The sequence below is a fragment of the Agrobacterium sp. MA01 genome, assembly GCF_009650195.1.
Classification (GTDB): domain Bacteria; phylum Pseudomonadota; class Alphaproteobacteria; order Rhizobiales; family Rhizobiaceae; genus Allorhizobium.
Window position 1 is genome coordinate 3,286,789 of sequence record NZ_CP045854.1, and the last position, 16,087, is coordinate 3,302,875.

A 16,087-nucleotide genomic window follows, 5' to 3' on the forward strand; every position below is an offset into this window, starting at 1 on the left:
GGCTGCGCCGTGCCGATACGGCTTTTGTAATCCTCAGGCAACCGCCCTGGCCAATGCACATTTCGACCACAGCGAACAGAGCGCTTCGGCAAGGTGTTCGATATCCGCGTCTGTGTGAAGCGGCGTCGGTGTAATGCGCAGTCTTTCCTTGCCAACGGCGACCGTGGGATAGTTGATCGGCTGGACATAGATGCCGAAGTCGTCGAGCAACACGTCCGAGATCCATTTGCACTTGGCCGCGTTGCCGACCATGACGGGCACGATGTGGCTCGGGTTGTGCATGTGCGGGATACCCCGCACGTCGAGCGCCCGCCGGACCTTCGCGACCGTCGCCTGATGCATATGGCGCTCGAAGGGGCTTTCCTTGAGATGGCGGATCGACGCAGTCGCCCCGGCGGCAAGCGCCGGCGGGATCGCGGTGGTGAAGATGAAGCCTGACGCAAACGAGCGAACAAAATCCACCAGCACGGCGGGACCGGTGATGTAGCCGCCCATGACGCCGAAGGCCTTGCCGAGCGTGCCCTCGATGACCGTCAACCGGTCCATGAGGCCTTCGCGCTCAGCCACGCCACCGCCGCGCGGCCCGTACATGCCGACCGCATGCACCTCGTCGAGATAGGTCAGGGCACCGAACTGGTCGGCGACATCGCAGATCTCCTTGATCGGCGAGATATCGCCATCCATCGAGTAGACGCTCTCGAAGGCGACCAGTTTCGGCGCGGCAGGATCGTCCGCTGCCATCAACTCGCGCAGATGCTTGTAGTCATTGTGCCGGAACTGCCGCTTGATGCAGCGGGAATGACGGATGCCTTCGATCATCGAGGCGTGATTGAGCGAGTCCGAATAGCAGATGATGCCGGGGATCTTTGCGAGCAGCGTGCCGAGCGCTGCCCAGTTGGACACGTAACCTGATGTGAAGATCAGCGCGCCTTCCTTGCCATGCAGGTCCGCCAGCTCCTGCTCGAGCAGGACATGATAGTGATTGGTACCGGAGATGTTGCGCGTGCCGCCGGCACCGGCGCCGCACTTACGCACAACCTCGATCATCCGTTCCGTCACGAGCGGGTTCTGGCCCATGCCGAGATAATCGTTCGAGCACCAGACGGTGACGTCGCGGGCCGTCCCGTCACCATGGTGAAACGCGGCTTTCGGAAAGGCCGAGCAGTGACGCTCAAGATCCGCGAACACGCGGTAATTGCCGGCAGTATGCAGGCCGGCAAGCGCCTCTTCCATGTGCTGGAAAACAGTCATCAGTCTTTCCTCTTCCCGATCGTGTCTTTTGCAATTGCTGTCCAGGAGGTGTGCGGCACGGACACCGGCCCACCCTCCTTGAGTGCGGAAACGCCGTCCGCCGCAGGGCGGATGGCAAGATTGGCCCGATCCTGGCGCGCCATCGCCCAGCGCCAGAGCGCCGTGTCCGAGACGGGAAGGACGAGAACCAGATGCTCAACGATGGCAAGCGCCATGAAGGTGGCGAGCAATGTGTGTCCGACCACCGAATGCGCATGTGTCGCGCGGTTGGCACCGACGACGAGGACGGCAAAGATGCCGGCCGCGATCGCCAGAAAGATCGGAAACAGCGGCGTCATCCGGTCGGTCTTGAAATAGCTTTTGAGATGGCGGATACCCTTCGGCATCAGCTCGCTGACGGCATGCGGTGCGCCGAGGAAGATCACCAGCTTGGCAGAGATCCGCATACCCCAGAGCAAACCGAAGGCGGCGAGCCCGAAGAGATTGGCCGATCCCTCGAGCGTTAACCACAAGGCAATCGCGGTCACCAGAATGGCGATCTCGTGATCGCTGACTGCCTCCCAGGCCGCCCGGAATCGGCTGAAGCCGGTCAGCCCTGGCGGGCACTCACCCGTCCGTCGTCCTGTCAGTAGCCCTGTCAGGAAAGCAGCCTCGTGCCAAGCCCAGACGAGCAGCGCTCCGAAGAAGCCGACATAGGAGCCGAGCACCGTCGGCTCCTGTGCGCCCCAGAGCATCAGCCCGAAACCGAATGCGCCGATCACGGTCATCAGCCCCATCAGAACAAGGCCCCTGCCCCGCGGCCCGTCGGATCGGTTGACCATGGCGAGCACCAGCCCGGTCGAAAGCCACCATACGGAGATGGCGACCAGAACGACAGCGAGCGGGTGCGTGAAGGTCATGGCAATCTCCTCACCAGACCGGCTGCAGGCGGGACGTCGCCGGGATGGCGTTCGACTTGGTCGGGATCGCATACATCCGGACGAAATTGACCGCTGCGGCCGCCGACCAGAAACCCTTGGCGATCTTGCCCGAGAGGCCACCCTTTGCGTCAGCCGCCATGACCTTGCGGTTGATCCGCTCCATCCGGCGGAAGCCTTCATGCAGGGCCGGATTGTCGAGATCGAGCACGAGCGGGAAGCACTGGCGCGAGATCTCGCTCGTCAGCCGGAAGACCTTCATGTCGTAGTCGTCGATATCGACGCCGAGACCCTTGTGGAAGGCCGGCCGCATGTGGTCGCGCACATACATGGTAGCGAAGACGGCAAGCAGGAAGAACTTGATCCAGTACTTGTTCATGCCCTCCATCAGCCGCTTGTCGGAGCGGATGATCAGCGAGAAGGCCTCGCCATGGGAGAATTCGTCATTGCACCATTCACGGAACCACTTGAAGATCGGGTGAAAGCGCTTGTCCGGATGCTTTTCGAGATGCCGGAAGATGGTGATGTAGCGGGCATAGCCGATCTTCTCGGAGAGATAGGTCGCATAGTAGATGAACTTCGGCTTGAAGAAGGTGTACTTCTTCGCCTTTGCCAGAAAGCCCATGTTCACGCCGATGCCGAATTCCTTCAGCGCATCATTGATGAAGCCGGCATGGCGCGACTCGTCACGGCTCATATAGCCGAAGAGCTCGCAGATTTCCTGGTTCTTGCCGCGTCGCTTCATCTCCTTGTAGAGCACGCAGCCGGAAAATTCCGAGGTGAGCGAGGAAACCAGGAAATCGATGAACTCCTCGCGAAGATCGTCCGGCAGGGCGTCGATGTCGATATCGTCCCACTGTTCGTTGCGCTTGAAGTGCCCGCGGTTCGGATCGCTCTTCATCTGCGCGATCAGCACGTCCCATTCGGCGCGCACCGGCTCAACATTGATCTTGTCCATCTCTTCGAAATCGGTGGTGTAGAAGCGCGGTGTCAGCATCGTGGAGACGAGAGCGCTGCGGGTCGTGTCGCTGACCCCGGCCATGCGTTCTTCGACGGTTGGCTCGTGATCGGCAAGATCAACAGGCGAAACATGGTTGTTCATGACAGTGCCCTCTCCGTGAAGCTGAATTCGCACAATTCCATCATGTCGAGATCCCCGGTTGCGCGGGTCCAGGCCCGCTCCAGGAAACCCGCCCGGGTGATGGTCGCCTTGCGGCGGAAATTCTGGCAGGAGCCATAGGGGATGGAGACCGGTGCGCCATGCACCTGCACTTCGTCACCGGGATGGACCACCACGCCGTTGTCGAACCGTAAGTGCGCACCGAGCGCCTCGAAGGTGTTGTTGATCTCAACGGTACAATCGACCGTCTCCTTCCGTCGCATCAAGGCAAAGACCGGGTTCATTGGTTTTCTCCTCCCTGTGAGCCCAGAAGGGCTTCAAATGCAGCCACGTTGTCCGGGCCGAATGCATCGAGATAGATTCGCTCGCCGGTGCCCGTATCAGACAGGCTCAGTCCGCCCGCATCCCACTTGATCAGTCGGTATGGCGTATCGAACGGTACCTTGGAGACCTGGCGCATGCGCTCGAATGCACGCAAGGAGCCTGGCACAAAGCCACCGGCCTGTGGCGCATAGCTTGCAATCTCCTGGCCAGTCGCAGCGTCTCTCACCACGACGAAATCTGAAGTGGTGCGGGTGATGGTGAGATCGCGGATGGCGATCGGTGCAGCCTGCTGCTGCTTGACCAGCCCGATCCCTGTCGTTGTTCCGAAAAGGATTGCGCCTGCCGTAAACGCAAGGAGACCGACAAGACCAAGAAACACGCCGCGAGGCACACGATTGGGCGTCTTGCCCTTGCGGTCCGCCCAGTAACCGAGATGCGAGGCCGATCCCATCACACGGCTCCTATTCGGCTGCAACGACGGAAGGCGGCATGGCGCTTCCGGCCGTCTCTTGCATGATGATCCGTGGCTGCTCGGCACGCGCGCCACGATACTGGCCGATCGCGGCCGACAGCACATTCGCCACCTTGTCCGCGTCGGGCAGGCAGATCAGGCTTGGCTCCGGCCTTGAGAAACGGAAGCCCCGCACATGCGGCCACTGAATGAGCCAGGACAGGCGCTGCTCTGGCAGAAGGGCAATGGCGATCATGCCCGCCTTTTCGCCGAGCCGTGCGAGAGCCACACCGTCGACCTGCCGATACGGCAGGTTCAGCGTCATCGAAATTGCCACACCGAAGCGAATGACGATGCGCTCCGTGGTGATCGTGTAGAGGGTCGTCTTTTCAACGGCCCAGGCGAAGAGCTCGATCATGCCGATCAGCACCCCGGCCAAGGCGGTCAGGACAGCCACCGAAAAGACGATGCCGCCGACAGGTTGACCATCGTTCAAGCCGGCGAGCACGGCCCAGCTGGCGAGGATCAGGAAATAGCCGACGATCCAGCGGACTTTCAAAAGATGGCGGGCGACAAGGGCAGACGATGGCCGCCCTTGCCAGAGAATGACTTCGCCGGCCGGAGGCACGCCTGGAAGGCCTGGCAGCGGCTCGATCTCATGTTCTCGTGTGACGAACTGTTTCACAGCAGTGGCTCCTGACGAAAGCGATCCGCATAGAGGAGACCCGCACCGAAGTAGGCGGCGATCTTGTCTTCCTCGAGCAGGGTCACGAGTTCCGGACGAGCGGTGGCTGGCACATCGGCAAACTGCGCGGCGGTGACAGCATGCACGTAGAGATACCGGACATTGCCGCGACCGGTCTGGAAGACGACGAAGTTGTTCGGCAAAAGCACGGTGCGTCCGCCATCGGCGAGTTCCACCTCATAGTAGCGGATCAGATGCTCGGCCCTGTCGACCCAGATATCCTTGACGGTGCCGGCAATCTGCTTGTCACAACCGAGAACGGCAAGGCCACGCGGATCGGCAGCGCCTTCGGCAAGGCCGAAGCCTTCGGCGACACGGAGCGGCACGATGCGGGCATCGCCATGGGCGGTCACGTCAGGCTTGTCGGAACGTTCGGCCCAGGAGCCGGGGCCGATGCCCGCGAGCAGCGGATTGCCAACCGGCTCGATCGGATAGCCCGGGGCCGGCGCGATGCGGCGGCTCAAGAAGGTGCGTTCGTCACGCTTGAAGTCAGGAGCATGCCGGACGCCCTGGCCATGCGGCAGGATGAAGGTCTTCTTCGGCGGCACGAAGAGCCAGGGGCTCTTGTTGTAACGGCCCGAGACATCTTCTTCGAGCGGATAGCCCTCGCGGCGGTCTTCCTGGCGCAGATACCAGATCAGCCCCGCGAAGAAGAGCCAAAACACATAGAGCACCACTTGTGCGACATCGATATTCCCAACCAGCGACCCGGTCATATCCAGACCCTCCCGTGTAAAGCGTATCTGCCGGCAATCAGCCGGGCAGCTCCGCCAATCCAAAACGCATGTCTTGCAGATAGTCCCTCTGATAGCGCCGGCCGGTCAGTGGACCGAGAACCGCCAGGCACAGAAAGAGGAGAATGATTTCAAAGCTGTAGACGACCAGATAGCCAGCAGCCGGCGTCATCATGACGTCACCCAGCGAGCCATTGAGCGCCAGTGAATTGATCGTGTTCTTGATCACCCCGCCGGCCAGCATGGCCGCACCGATGGCGGTAGCCTGCACGGCACCCCAGGCGCCCACGACGAGACCACTGTCCGAGCGCTCGGCGATACCCATGGCGGCGAGCATCGTGCCGACGGCAAACAAACCGCCGCCGAGCCCGATGCCAAAGGCACCGAGATGGAAGAGCGCGGTAACGCCGAGCGGCGAGGCGAAGATGACGGCCGAGAAGGCGCCGAGACCGATCAGCAAGCCCCGCGCCGCCACCCGGTACATCTGAGCACCATGCTGCAGGCTGCGGGCGGCCCAGGCGAAGCCGACCATGGTGCCGAAGGCCCAAATGCCGGTCAGGCGCGTCGTCTCGCCGACAGTGAGGCCGAGGATTTCCCCGCCATAGGGCTCGAGCAGGATGTCCTGCATCGAGAAGGCAGCCGATCCGATGGCAACGGCGAGCAGCAGACGCATGACACCAGGGGCGCTGCGATAATCGTCGAGAGCATCGAAGAAGCTCGACAGATCCCGGTCAACGGCCGAGCGGCGCACGTCGCGGGCTTCCTGCTTCCAGATGGCGATGACGTTGATGATGATGGTGAGCAGCGCCGTGCCCTGGATGACCTGGATCAGCACCTTCGGGGAAAAATCGACCAGGAAGATGCTATAGAAGCTGGAGGCCCCGATCATGCCGGTGAGCAGCATGAAGTATAGAAGCGCGACGACGCGCGGGCGCTTTTCCTCGGGCACGAGGTCGCTGGCGAGCGCCAGACCCGCCGTCTGCGACATGTGCATGCCGAAGCCGGTGAGAATGAAGGCGAGGCTCGCACCCGCAGCGCCCGCCCAGTCGGGTCCGATGGTCTGTGACTGCAGGAGCAGCAGCGCAAAGGGCATGATCGCCAGACCACCGAACTGCAGCAGACTGCCAAGCCAGACATAGGGCACACGCCGCCAGCCAAGCACCGATTTATAGGTGTCCGACCGGAAACCGAAGAGGAGCCTGAGCGGAGCGGCAAGAACCGGAATGGCAACCACCGCCGAGACGAGCGCGACGGAAACGCCGAGTTCGACAATCAGCACGCGGTTGAGTGTCCCGGTCAAAAGGACGAGTACGCAACCGGCAGAGATCTGGAAGAGCGACAGCCGCAACAACCTCGACAACGGCATCTCTGCCGACGCCGCATCCGCAAACGGCATGAAGCGCGTTCCGAGCTTCTGCCAGAACGAGATCATTTTGCGGTTGGCGGCAGCGATCGTCATGACCGGATCACCTCCATGGCCTGCGATGTGTAGAAGCCGACGGCAACCTTGTGGCTGCGACCGGCCTGCCAATGGGCAAACTCCGGATGGTTGACCATCTGTGCGACAAGTCGCGCTGGATCGACCGGGTAGATCGCCGGCGCACGATTGCCGCGCGGGAAAACCTTGCCGGCAGCAAGCATCGCCCGCAGCAGGCGGGATCCAGGGGCCAGCGTGAAGATCATCTGGCGGGAGGTGCGCTCGGCCAAAGTGTGAAGCACACGCACGGCGTCTGCCGGGCGGTAGTGGATCAGTACATCCATCGCGACCACGGCATCGAAACGCCCGTGACGTGGGTCGAGCATGTCGCCGCTGTGGAAGGTGACGGAGCCCTTGAAACGACCATGGGCGGCTTCGAGGTCATGCGCCCGCTGGCGGGCATGCGCGATCATTTGCGCGGACAGATCAATGCCGACGACTTCGGCACCACGTGCGATGAGCTCGAAGGACAGAACTCCCGAGCCACAGCCTGCATCGAGGATGCGCCAGCCTGTGAGGTCCTGCGGCAGCCACGAAGCAAGCGTGCCACGCATCTCTTCGCGCCCCTTGCGCACGGTGGCGCGAATGCCGCTCACCGGCTGGTCGCCGGTCAGCCGCTTCCAGGCATCGAGCGCGGTGCGGTCGAAGTAGTGTTCGATCTCGCCGGTGCGTCTGATGTAATCGGTCTGGCTCATGACAACCTCACTCGAAACCGAGAAATTCGAAAATTTCCCGGTCCTTCATAGGCTCGGCCTCAAGCGCAGGGGTGCCTGCCCAGAGGCGCTCGGCCAGTTGCATGTATTCCTTCTGGATGCCGAGGATCTCCGGGCTGTCGCCCATCTCGAACAGCGTGCTCTTCTTCAGCCGGCTCAGCCGCACATGGTCACTATCAGGCACATGGGCGAGGCGCGTCAGCCCGATCGCCGCATTGTAGCGGTCGATCTGGTCCGTTTCGCGCGAACGGTTGGCAATCACGCCGCCGAGGCGCACATCGTAGTTCTTCGACTTCGCCTTGATGGCGGCGACGATCCGGTTCATCGCGAAGATGGAATCGAAGTCGTTGGCGGCGACGATGACCGCGCGTTCGGCATGCTGCAGCGGCGAGGCAAAGCCGCCGCAGACCACGTCGCCGAGAACGTCGAAGATCACGACATCGGTGTCGTCGAGCAGATGATGCTCCTTGAGCAACTTCACCGTCTGGCCAACGACGTAACCGCCGCAGCCGGTGCCGGCCGGCGGACCACCCGCCTCGATGCATTGAACGCCGTTATAGCCCTCGACCATATAGTCTTCCGGACGGAGTTCTTCCGAATGGAAGTCGACTTTTTCGAGAACGTCGATGACGGTCGGGATCAGACTTTTGGTCAGCGTGAAGGTCGAATCATGCTTCGGGTCACAGCCGATCTGCAGCACGCGCTTGCCGAGCATGGAGAAGGCAACCGAGAGGTTCGACGATGTCGTCGATTTGCCGATTCCACCCTTGCCGTAGACCGCGAAGACCTTGGCGCCGTCGATTTCCATCGTCGGGTCGAGATGCACCTGAACGCTGCCCTCGCCATCTGCGCGCTCCCGGAGCTTCTCGGCGATGCGTGCCTCGCGTTCGGCAATCTTGCCATGGGTGTAGATGTTCATTGGGCAGCCTCCCTGACCAGCCCCTCGAGACGGTCTTCCAATTCTTCACCGGCCTGTTTCAGAGCGGCGAGCGTTTCTGCATCCGGCTGCCAATAGTTGCGCTCATGCGCCTCGATCAGCCGGTTGGCCACACGGGCGGCAGAAGCCGGATTGAGTGTGGCCAGCCGTTCGCGCATTTCGGTGTCGAGCACGAAGGTCTCGGTGATCTGCTGGTAGACCCAGGGATCGACATCGCCTGTCGTGGCCGACCAGCCGAATGTGTTGGTTACCTGCGTCTCGATATTGCGCACGCCCTCGTAGCCATGCTTCAGCATGCCCTCGAACCATTTCGGGTTCAGCGTGCGTGTCCGTGTCTCCAGCGCGACCTGCTCGCCGAGAGTGCGGACACGTCCCTCGCCCTGCGTCTGGTCGGAGATGAATACCGGCAGCGAACCGCCACCCTTGGCCCTGTTGACAGCCTTGGTCAGGCCACCCAGCGTGTCGAAATAGTTCTCGATCGTGGTCACTCCGATCTCGACGGAATCGAGGTTCTGGTAGGCCATGTCGACCTGCCCGATCATCGCATCAAAGACCTCGGCCTGCGCGCTGGTCTTGCCGCGACGGTTGATCGCGAAGCTCTTGCGATTGCTGTAGGTCTGCGCGATCTCGTCATCGTCACTCCAGGAGGACGAGGCGACCAGCATGTTGACGTTGGAGCCATAGGCGCCGTCGGCATTCGAAAACACTCGGTAAGCCGCCGCCTCGATGTCGCAGCCATGGCTTTCGCAATAGGCGAGCGCATGCTTACGAATGAAGTTCATCTCGACCGGTTCGTCTGCGACAGCTGCGAGATAGCTCGCCTCGGCCAGCATGCTCGCCTGGATCGGCAGGAGATCCCGGAAGATGCCAGACAGCGTCATGACCGCATCGATGCGCGGACGCTGGAGCTCTTCGAGTGGCACCAGAACGGCGCCGCAGACGCGGTTATAGGCATCGAGTCTGGGCCGCGCACCCATGAGTGCCATGGCCTGCGCCAGCGGCGCGCCGCCGGTCTTCAGATTGTCGGTGCCCCAGAGAACAACGGCCACCGTTTCCGGCAGGCGTCCATCGGTCGCGAGATAGCGTTCGAGCACCTTCGCTGCCTGGCGTTCGCCATCCTGGATGGCAAAGGCGCTCGGAATGCCGAAGGGATCGAAACCGTGAATATTGCGACCGGTTGGCAGCAGTTCCGGCGTGCGCAACAGGTCACCAGAGGGCGACGGCAAGACATAGCGGCCGTCCAGCGCCCTGACGAGGCCATCGATCTCGCCGTTGTGCGCCAGTTCGCGGTTCATCGTCACCAGCTTGTCGATACTGTCCTTGAGCTCACCCACGGCATTCTTCGTCATCCGCGTAATCGTCGCGGCGTCACCCTTGGCGATCGCGGCGATCAACTCAGTCTGAAGGTGCGGACGCACGGCAGGCGGCATGTTGGCGGCGACATGGTCGAGCATTTCCAAACGCTCGTTCTCTTCCATTGCGCGACCGGCAATGTGCAAACCGTGCGGAATGAGCGCGTATTCGACTTCAGCCACCTCGGCCACGAGCGCCAGCACCACGTCGGATTCGGCGAGCGCGATACCATTCTTGCCTAGGTCCAGTTGCTCGGCCTGCACCTGAATGAGCTGGAACAGCCTCTCGCGCTCGACGCGCGCCTCGGGCGCTGCACTGCGATAGCGGTCCAGGCTGCCCTTGATCTCAGTCAGGCCCTTGTAGAGCCCGGAATGCGTGATCGGCGGCGTCAGATAGGAGATCAGCGTTGCAGCCGACCGCCGTTTGGCGATCGTGCCTTCGGACGGGTTGTTGGCGGCGTAGAGATAGAAGTTGGGAAGCGCGCCCAGGAGGCGATCCGGCCAGCAATCTGCAGAGAGGCCCACCTGCTTGCCCGGCATGAACTCCAGTGCACCATGAGTGCCAAAATGCAAGACGGCATCGGCGCGGTAGGTTTCGCGCAGATAGCGGTAGAAGGCGGCAAAGGCATGGTTCGGGGCAAAGCCGCCCTCGAACAACAGGCGCATCGGGTCGCCCTCATAACCGAAGGGCGGTTGGATCGCGATCAGCAGGTTTCCATACTGGCGGCCGAGCACGAAGATGCCACGCCCATTGCTGAGAACACGTCCCGGAGCCGGTCCCCACTTTGATTCGAGATCGGCGAGGTGTTTTTCATTGCGCACATGCTGGTCGACGGGGATGACCGTGTGGACATTCGCCTCGACGCCATAAAGAGCTGCATTGCCTTCAAGGATGCCGTCCTTCAGCGCTTCGGCATCGGCGGGCAAGTCGACATCGTACCCTTCCGACTTCAGCCGGCGCATGGTCTCGAACAGGCTCTCGAAGACGGAGAGATAGGCGGCGGTGCCGATGCTGCCGCTGTTCGGCGGATAGTTGAACATCGCAATGGCGATACGGCGCTCGGCACGTTCCTTGCGCCGCAGGTCGACCATGGCCGCGAGGCGATCGGCGAGCAGCACGACGCGTTCGTCATCGGGCTGCATGCAGGCCCTGCCGGACGGGCAGGAGGCAAGCTCTCTCGAGCAGATGCAGGCTCTCGCCTCACCACCCGCGTCAGAGCGACCGCCGAAGACCATGGAACCGATGGAGCCGTCGAGTTCCGGGATTGCCACCATCAGCGTGGTTTCGATCGGGGTCAGCCCCTGCGTCGACGAAAACCAGACTTCCTTGCTCTGAAACTCGGTTACCATCGCGGAGAAATAGGGAACATCGAGCGCCGCAAGTGTCTGGGCAGCGGCAGCTGCATCGCTATAAGCCGGTCCGCCAACCAGCGAGAAACCGGTCAGCGAGCAGAGAGCGTCGATGCGCGAACCACCGGCAGCTGGCGTCATGAAGCGTTCGATTGCGCCGCGCATGTCGAGACCGCTCGAGAACACCGGCACGACATTGAAACCGCGCAGTTCCAGCTCGCGGATGACACGATCATAGTGGCCGGTATCGCCAGACAGGATATAGGTTCTCAGAAGCAGAAGCCCGATCGTCCCGCGCGCACCCGCCTTGTGCGGCAGGCTCGAGAGCTGAGTCGTGACCCGTGGCTTCAGGCCCGGATGATAGAGACCCATGTCGGGATATTCGACCGGATCTCCAACCGTAATGCGGCCCTGGAGGCCCTTGCGCTCGCCCTTGGCATATTTACCGACAAGCAGGCGGACCATGTTGGCGATATTCTCGTCCGAAGCCGCAATGCGGTATTGCAGCGTCAGGAAGTAGTTGCGCACGTCCTGCGCGGTCCCCGGAATGAAGCGCAGCAATTGCGGCAGGCGGCGCAGCATGGCGAGCTGGCGTTCGCCTGCGGTGCGGCCGCTGTCCTTGCCACCACGCGAGCTTTTTCCACGGAGCTTCTTCAGGAGTGCCAGCGGACCCTTCTGCTCCTCGCTCATCTTGAAGCGACCCATGGTCGTGTATTTCATGATCGTGCCAGCCGACATGCAGCAGGCCATTGCGTCGCATTCGAGGTGGCGTGCTTCCAGCACGTCTGCGATGGCGCGCACATGCTCCTCGACGAAGATCATCGAGACGATGATGATGTCGCCACCAAGGATCGCCGCGCGGCAGGCTTCAAGGCTCGCTGGATTGTCGTTCCAGTCAGTTGCGGCATGCACGGAGAGTGTGAGCCCCGGCAGGTCTTGTGCGAGGCTGCGCCGCGCATCATCGACAGCTGCGACAATATGATTGTCGAGTGTCACGAACACTACCCGGACCGGGGTCGCGTCAGCGGGCGAAATGGGCTTTCGCGTCATACAACGTCTCCACGGTGATGGGGCGGATGCCCTTGCGGGCGGCGAAGAGTTCGGTGTTGCGGCGGGCCTTGCCACGCACGAAGAAGGGGATCTTCTTCAGCTCGCGCTCGGCATCTGGCGTCCAGGCAGCGTCATCGGCGGGCACCTCGGCAAGCACAAGCGTCTCATCGTCGGAGACCACTTCGGTCGCAGCAGCCGCGGCTGCCGGGGCGTGGGCATGCAGATGCGATGCCTGCGCCTGATCGTTGAACTCGAAGTCATCCCGGAACATCTGCAGAAGGTGCTCTTCAAGCCCCATCATCAGCGGATGAACCCAGCTGTCGAAGATGACATTCGCGCCCTCGAAGCCCATTTGCGGCGAGTAGCGGGCCGGAAAATCCTGGACATGCACGGGGGACGAGATGACGGCGCAGGGAACGCGCAGCCGCTTGGCGATGTGGCGCTCCATCTGCGTGCCGAGAACAAGCTCCGGGCGTGCGTCGATGATGGCCTGCTCGACATCGAGATGGTCGTCGGAAATCAAGGCCTCAACGCCGAACTCTTCCGCAGCCTCACGCACTTCGCGGGCGAACTCGCGCATGTAGGTGCCGATGCCGCAGACCTTGAAGCCGAGTTCTCGGGCAGCGATACGGGCAGCAGCGATCGCATGGGTCGCGTCACCGAAGACGAAAACGCGCTTGTTGGTGAGGTAATTGCTGTCGACCGAGCGGGCATACCAGGTTGCCCGGTCCTCAGCCTCGCCGACAGGTTCATCGTTCGAAAGGCCTGCTAGCGCTCGGACCTCCGCAAGGAAGGTGCGCGTCGCGCCGATGCCGATCGGCACGGTCGAGACGAAGGGCATGCCGAAGGTCTTCTTCAGATAGCGCGCCGCACTCTCGCCGATCTCGGGATAGAGCACGATGTTGAAGGCGGCGTCCGGCAGGCGGGCGAGGTCGGCTACGGTTGCACCGAGGGGTGCCACGACACGCACGTCGATACCGTTCGCGGCAAGCAGTCGGCAGATTTCGGTGACGTCGTCACGGTTACGGAAACCGAGGGCTGAAGGACCGAGGATGTTGCAGCTGTTCGGGGCAATCTCAGTGGGACGCTCGCGACCGCCGGCAAAGCTGCGCACAAGCCGATAAAAAGTCTCCGCCGCACCCCAGTTCTCTTTCTTCTGATAGGAAGGAAGCTCCAGCGGCACGACCGGGATACCGACATCGAGCGTCTTGGCAAGCCCCGCCGGATCGTCCTGCAGAAGTTCGGCCGTGCAGGAGGCGCCGACCAGAAGCGCATCCGGCTGGAAGCGCTCGACCGCATCGCGGCAGGCGGTCTTGAACACATCGGCCGTGGAGCCTGCGAGATCACGCGCCTGGAAAGTGGTGTAGGTGACGGGCGGACGCGAGGGGCGACGCTCGATCATGGTGAACAACAGATCGGCATAGGTATCGCCCTGCGGCGCATGCAGCACGTAATGCACGCCTTTCATCGAGGCGGCGATCCGCATGGCACCGACATGCGGCGGTCCTTCATAGGTCCACATGGTGAGCTTCATGATGCGGCCCTCCGATTTCCGGAGCGGTCGCCCGCGATCATGGCTTTGCGCGTCAACGGACGGGCGAAGAGTTCGGCGAGGTCACCGGCCTGTTCGTAGCCCTGGATCGGTGTGAAGGCGAATTCGATCGACCATTTGGTAACAATGCCTTGCGCCTCGAAGGGATTGGCAAGCCCCATGCCGCAGACGACGAGGTCGGGCTTTGCCGCGCGACAACGGTCGATCTGGATCTCGACGTCCTGGCCCTCGGAAATGGAGACGCCCGGCGGCAGCATGGCGAGTTCGCCAGCCACATGCTCGCGGTGCAGATAGGGGCTGCCGACTTCGATGATCGTGGCGTCGAGCTCGCGGCTGAGATAGCGGGCGAGAGACGGCTCCATCTGGCTGTCGGGGAAGAGGAAGACACGCTTGCCCTGGAGGGCACTGCGGTAATGCGCGGTCGCTTCGAGCGCGCGGCGGCGCGGAGCTTCGGTGACGGCAGCAAAACGGGCCGGCGACACGCCAAACGTATCGGCAATCGCCTTAAGCCACGCCGTGGTACCCTCTTCGCCGAGCGGGAAGATTGCATTGATGCGCGTTGCGCCGAGGCTTTCGAGTGCGGCGGCTGTGGCACCAAGATAGGGCTGAGCGAGGATGAAGCGGGTGTGGGGGCCGATCTGAGGCAGACGTTCGCTGCTGCGGCCTGGCAGGAAGACGACGTCTTCCAAACCGAGATCTTCGAGCAGCCGGGCAAACTGGTCTTCCACCACATCGGCAACCGAGCCGGCGACAACGAGCTTGGCGACCTTGTCGCCTGCGCCATGCACGGACTGGTCGCGCACCAGAGCCGCGAGAAAATTGTCTTCACCCTGGGTAAAGGTCGTTTCGATGCCGCTGCCGGAATAGCAAAGGACGCGCGGCTTCGAGCCGAAACGCTTGTCTAGCCGTTCGGCGGCGCGGTTGAGGTCGAACTTAATGACCTCCGATGGACAGGAGCCGACCAGCACCAGCATCCGGATATCGGGACGGCGCTCGAGCAGGCGAGCGACTTCACGGTCGAGTTCGTCATGCATGTCGACCATGCCAGCGAGATCGCGCTCCTCCATGATGGCCGTTGCAAAACGCGGCTCGGAGAAGATCATCACGCCGGCAGCGGACTGGATGAGATGGGCGCAGGTGCGCGACCCGACCACGAGGAAAAAGGCATCCTGCACCTTGCGATGCAGCCAGATGATGGACGTCAGACCACAGAAGACTTCATGCTGGCCGCGCTGCCGGATGGTGGCCGAAGGTGTCGCGCAAGAGACGAGCGGCTGGTTCATGACGCGCCCCCAGTCAGAGAGGAGCCATTGCCAAGTGCAGCAGACGATCTCAGCTTTTCGGCATGATCGAGCCTCGCAAGCCGCAGCTTCCAGAGGAACTGGCCTGCATTGATCACATAGGTGACATAGGCTGCAAGCGCGAGCGCCATCAACGCGTCCGAGGTCAGCGAACCGGCAAACAGGGCGATGAGATAGGCGGTGTGCAGCGCCAGGACCAGCATCGAGAAGACGTCTTCCCAGAAGAACGGGCGGGCGAACAGATAGCGGCCGAACACGACCTTTTCCCAGATCGAGCCGGTGATCATGATCGCATAGAGCGTCAGCGTCTTCACGACGATGGACACCTGGGCGGCAAACAGGCCTTCACCCGTCGCCAGAAAGCGAAAGATCAGACCGAGGCTGACAAGGAAAACAAAGAACTGCACGGGAGCAAGAATACCCTGCACCAAGGTCCAGACACTTTCATCGCGCCTGCGGCGCTCGTCCGGTGTGTAAAGGGCTCGGCTTGATGCCGATGGTGTGGGTATGCGCATGGCGGTCATCCCTTCTCCCATCCCCTCCCAAAGGAAATCGGATTGGGTCAAGACTACGCCCGCCACAGCAGAAGTGTCAACTTAGATTGACGTATATTTTTATTTACAGAAATGAAAAGTGAGTACATTGTACCCCTGCTCGTCTGACGTGATGCCTGCCGTCCACGCCTGACGCCGCATTGAAACGGTTTCGCGGGCGGGGAGCACGGCGCGGGATGATGGACGGATCACTTCAAGGGATGAATGAGAGGCCAAATGGCACGGCCCCGTCGCATTGCGAGGGCCTGCAGCCGCTCAC

General features: G+C 62.1%; 14 protein-coding genes. All 14 read right to left on the minus strand.

What is annotated here, in order from left to right:
* Positions 1–33: 33 nt before the first annotated feature.
* From hemA to bchF, 14 genes are read right to left on the minus strand one after another with little or no spacing between them, the layout of a single operon-like run.
* Complete coding sequence (gene hemA, locus GH983_RS15890; protein ID WP_153762901.1) at positions 34–1,251, minus strand: 5-aminolevulinate synthase; 1,218 nt, start codon at positions 1,249–1,251, stop codon at positions 34–36.
* Positions 1,251–2,150, minus strand: a complete 900-nt coding sequence (gene puhE / locus GH983_RS15895; RefSeq protein WP_153762902.1) for a putative photosynthetic complex assembly protein PuhE — start codon at positions 2,148–2,150, stop codon at positions 1,251–1,253. Before puhE ends, hemA begins: the two co-directional genes overlap by 1 nt.
* Positions 2,151–2,160: 10 nt before the next feature.
* The gene (gene acsF, locus GH983_RS15900; RefSeq protein WP_153763626.1) at positions 2,161–3,210 is read right to left on the minus strand and encodes a magnesium-protoporphyrin IX monomethyl ester (oxidative) cyclase; all 1,050 of its coding nucleotides are present in this window, start codon (positions 3,208–3,210) and stop codon (positions 2,161–2,163) included.
* A gap of 56 nt (positions 3,211–3,266) precedes the next feature.
* Complete coding sequence (locus GH983_RS15905) at positions 3,267–3,572, minus strand: hypothetical protein (protein WP_082347540.1); 306 nt, start codon at positions 3,570–3,572, stop codon at positions 3,267–3,269.
* Positions 3,569–4,063, minus strand: coding sequence for a photosynthetic complex assembly protein PuhC (gene puhC / locus GH983_RS15910; protein WP_054147809.1), 495 nt, complete (start codon positions 4,061–4,063; stop codon positions 3,569–3,571). Before puhC ends, GH983_RS15905 begins: the two co-directional genes overlap by 4 nt.
* 10 nt (positions 4,064–4,073) lie before the next feature.
* Positions 4,074–4,748 (minus strand): photosynthetic complex putative assembly protein PuhB, encoded by a 675-nt coding sequence (gene puhB, locus GH983_RS15915; protein WP_054147808.1) that lies wholly within the window; start codon positions 4,746–4,748, stop codon positions 4,074–4,076.
* Entirely contained in the window at positions 4,745–5,524 is a 780-nt protein-coding gene (puhA, locus tag GH983_RS15920; protein WP_153762903.1) for a photosynthetic reaction center subunit H, read from the minus strand. Before puhA ends, puhB begins: the two co-directional genes overlap by 4 nt.
* A 37-nt stretch (positions 5,525–5,561) precedes the next feature.
* Entirely contained in the window at positions 5,562–7,001 is a 1,440-nt protein-coding gene (locus GH983_RS15925) for an MFS transporter (protein ID WP_083229670.1), read from the minus strand.
* The gene (gene bchM / locus GH983_RS15930; RefSeq protein WP_153762904.1) at positions 6,998–7,714 is read right to left on the minus strand and encodes a magnesium protoporphyrin IX methyltransferase; all 717 of its coding nucleotides are present in this window, start codon (positions 7,712–7,714) and stop codon (positions 6,998–7,000) included. The genes GH983_RS15925 and bchM overlap by 4 nt, the downstream gene beginning before the upstream one ends.
* A gap of 7 nt (positions 7,715–7,721) precedes the next feature.
* Positions 7,722–8,651 carry a ferredoxin:protochlorophyllide reductase (ATP-dependent) iron-sulfur ATP-binding protein gene (gene bchL / locus GH983_RS15935; RefSeq protein ID WP_054147805.1) on the minus strand — a complete coding sequence of 310 codons (930 nt, stop codon included), beginning with the start codon at positions 8,649–8,651 and terminating at the stop codon, positions 7,722–7,724.
* A complete protein-coding gene (locus tag GH983_RS15940; protein WP_153762905.1) occupies positions 8,648–12,421 on the minus strand; it encodes a magnesium chelatase subunit H in 3,774 nt (1,257 codons plus the stop codon). The genes bchL and GH983_RS15940 overlap by 4 nt, the downstream gene beginning before the upstream one ends.
* Positions 12,393–13,955, minus strand: a complete 1,563-nt coding sequence (gene bchB / locus GH983_RS15945) for a ferredoxin:protochlorophyllide reductase (ATP-dependent) subunit B (RefSeq protein ID WP_069043228.1) — start codon at positions 13,953–13,955, stop codon at positions 12,393–12,395. The genes GH983_RS15940 and bchB overlap by 29 nt, the downstream gene beginning before the upstream one ends.
* The gene (locus GH983_RS15950; RefSeq protein ID WP_153762906.1) at positions 13,952–15,256 is read right to left on the minus strand and encodes a ferredoxin:protochlorophyllide reductase (ATP-dependent) subunit N; all 1,305 of its coding nucleotides are present in this window, start codon (positions 15,254–15,256) and stop codon (positions 13,952–13,954) included. Before GH983_RS15950 ends, bchB begins: the two co-directional genes overlap by 4 nt.
* Complete coding sequence (bchF, locus tag GH983_RS15955) at positions 15,253–15,798, minus strand: 2-vinyl bacteriochlorophyllide hydratase (protein ID WP_082347538.1); 546 nt, start codon at positions 15,796–15,798, stop codon at positions 15,253–15,255. Before bchF ends, GH983_RS15950 begins: the two co-directional genes overlap by 4 nt.
* Positions 15,799–16,087 lie beyond the last annotated feature (289 nt).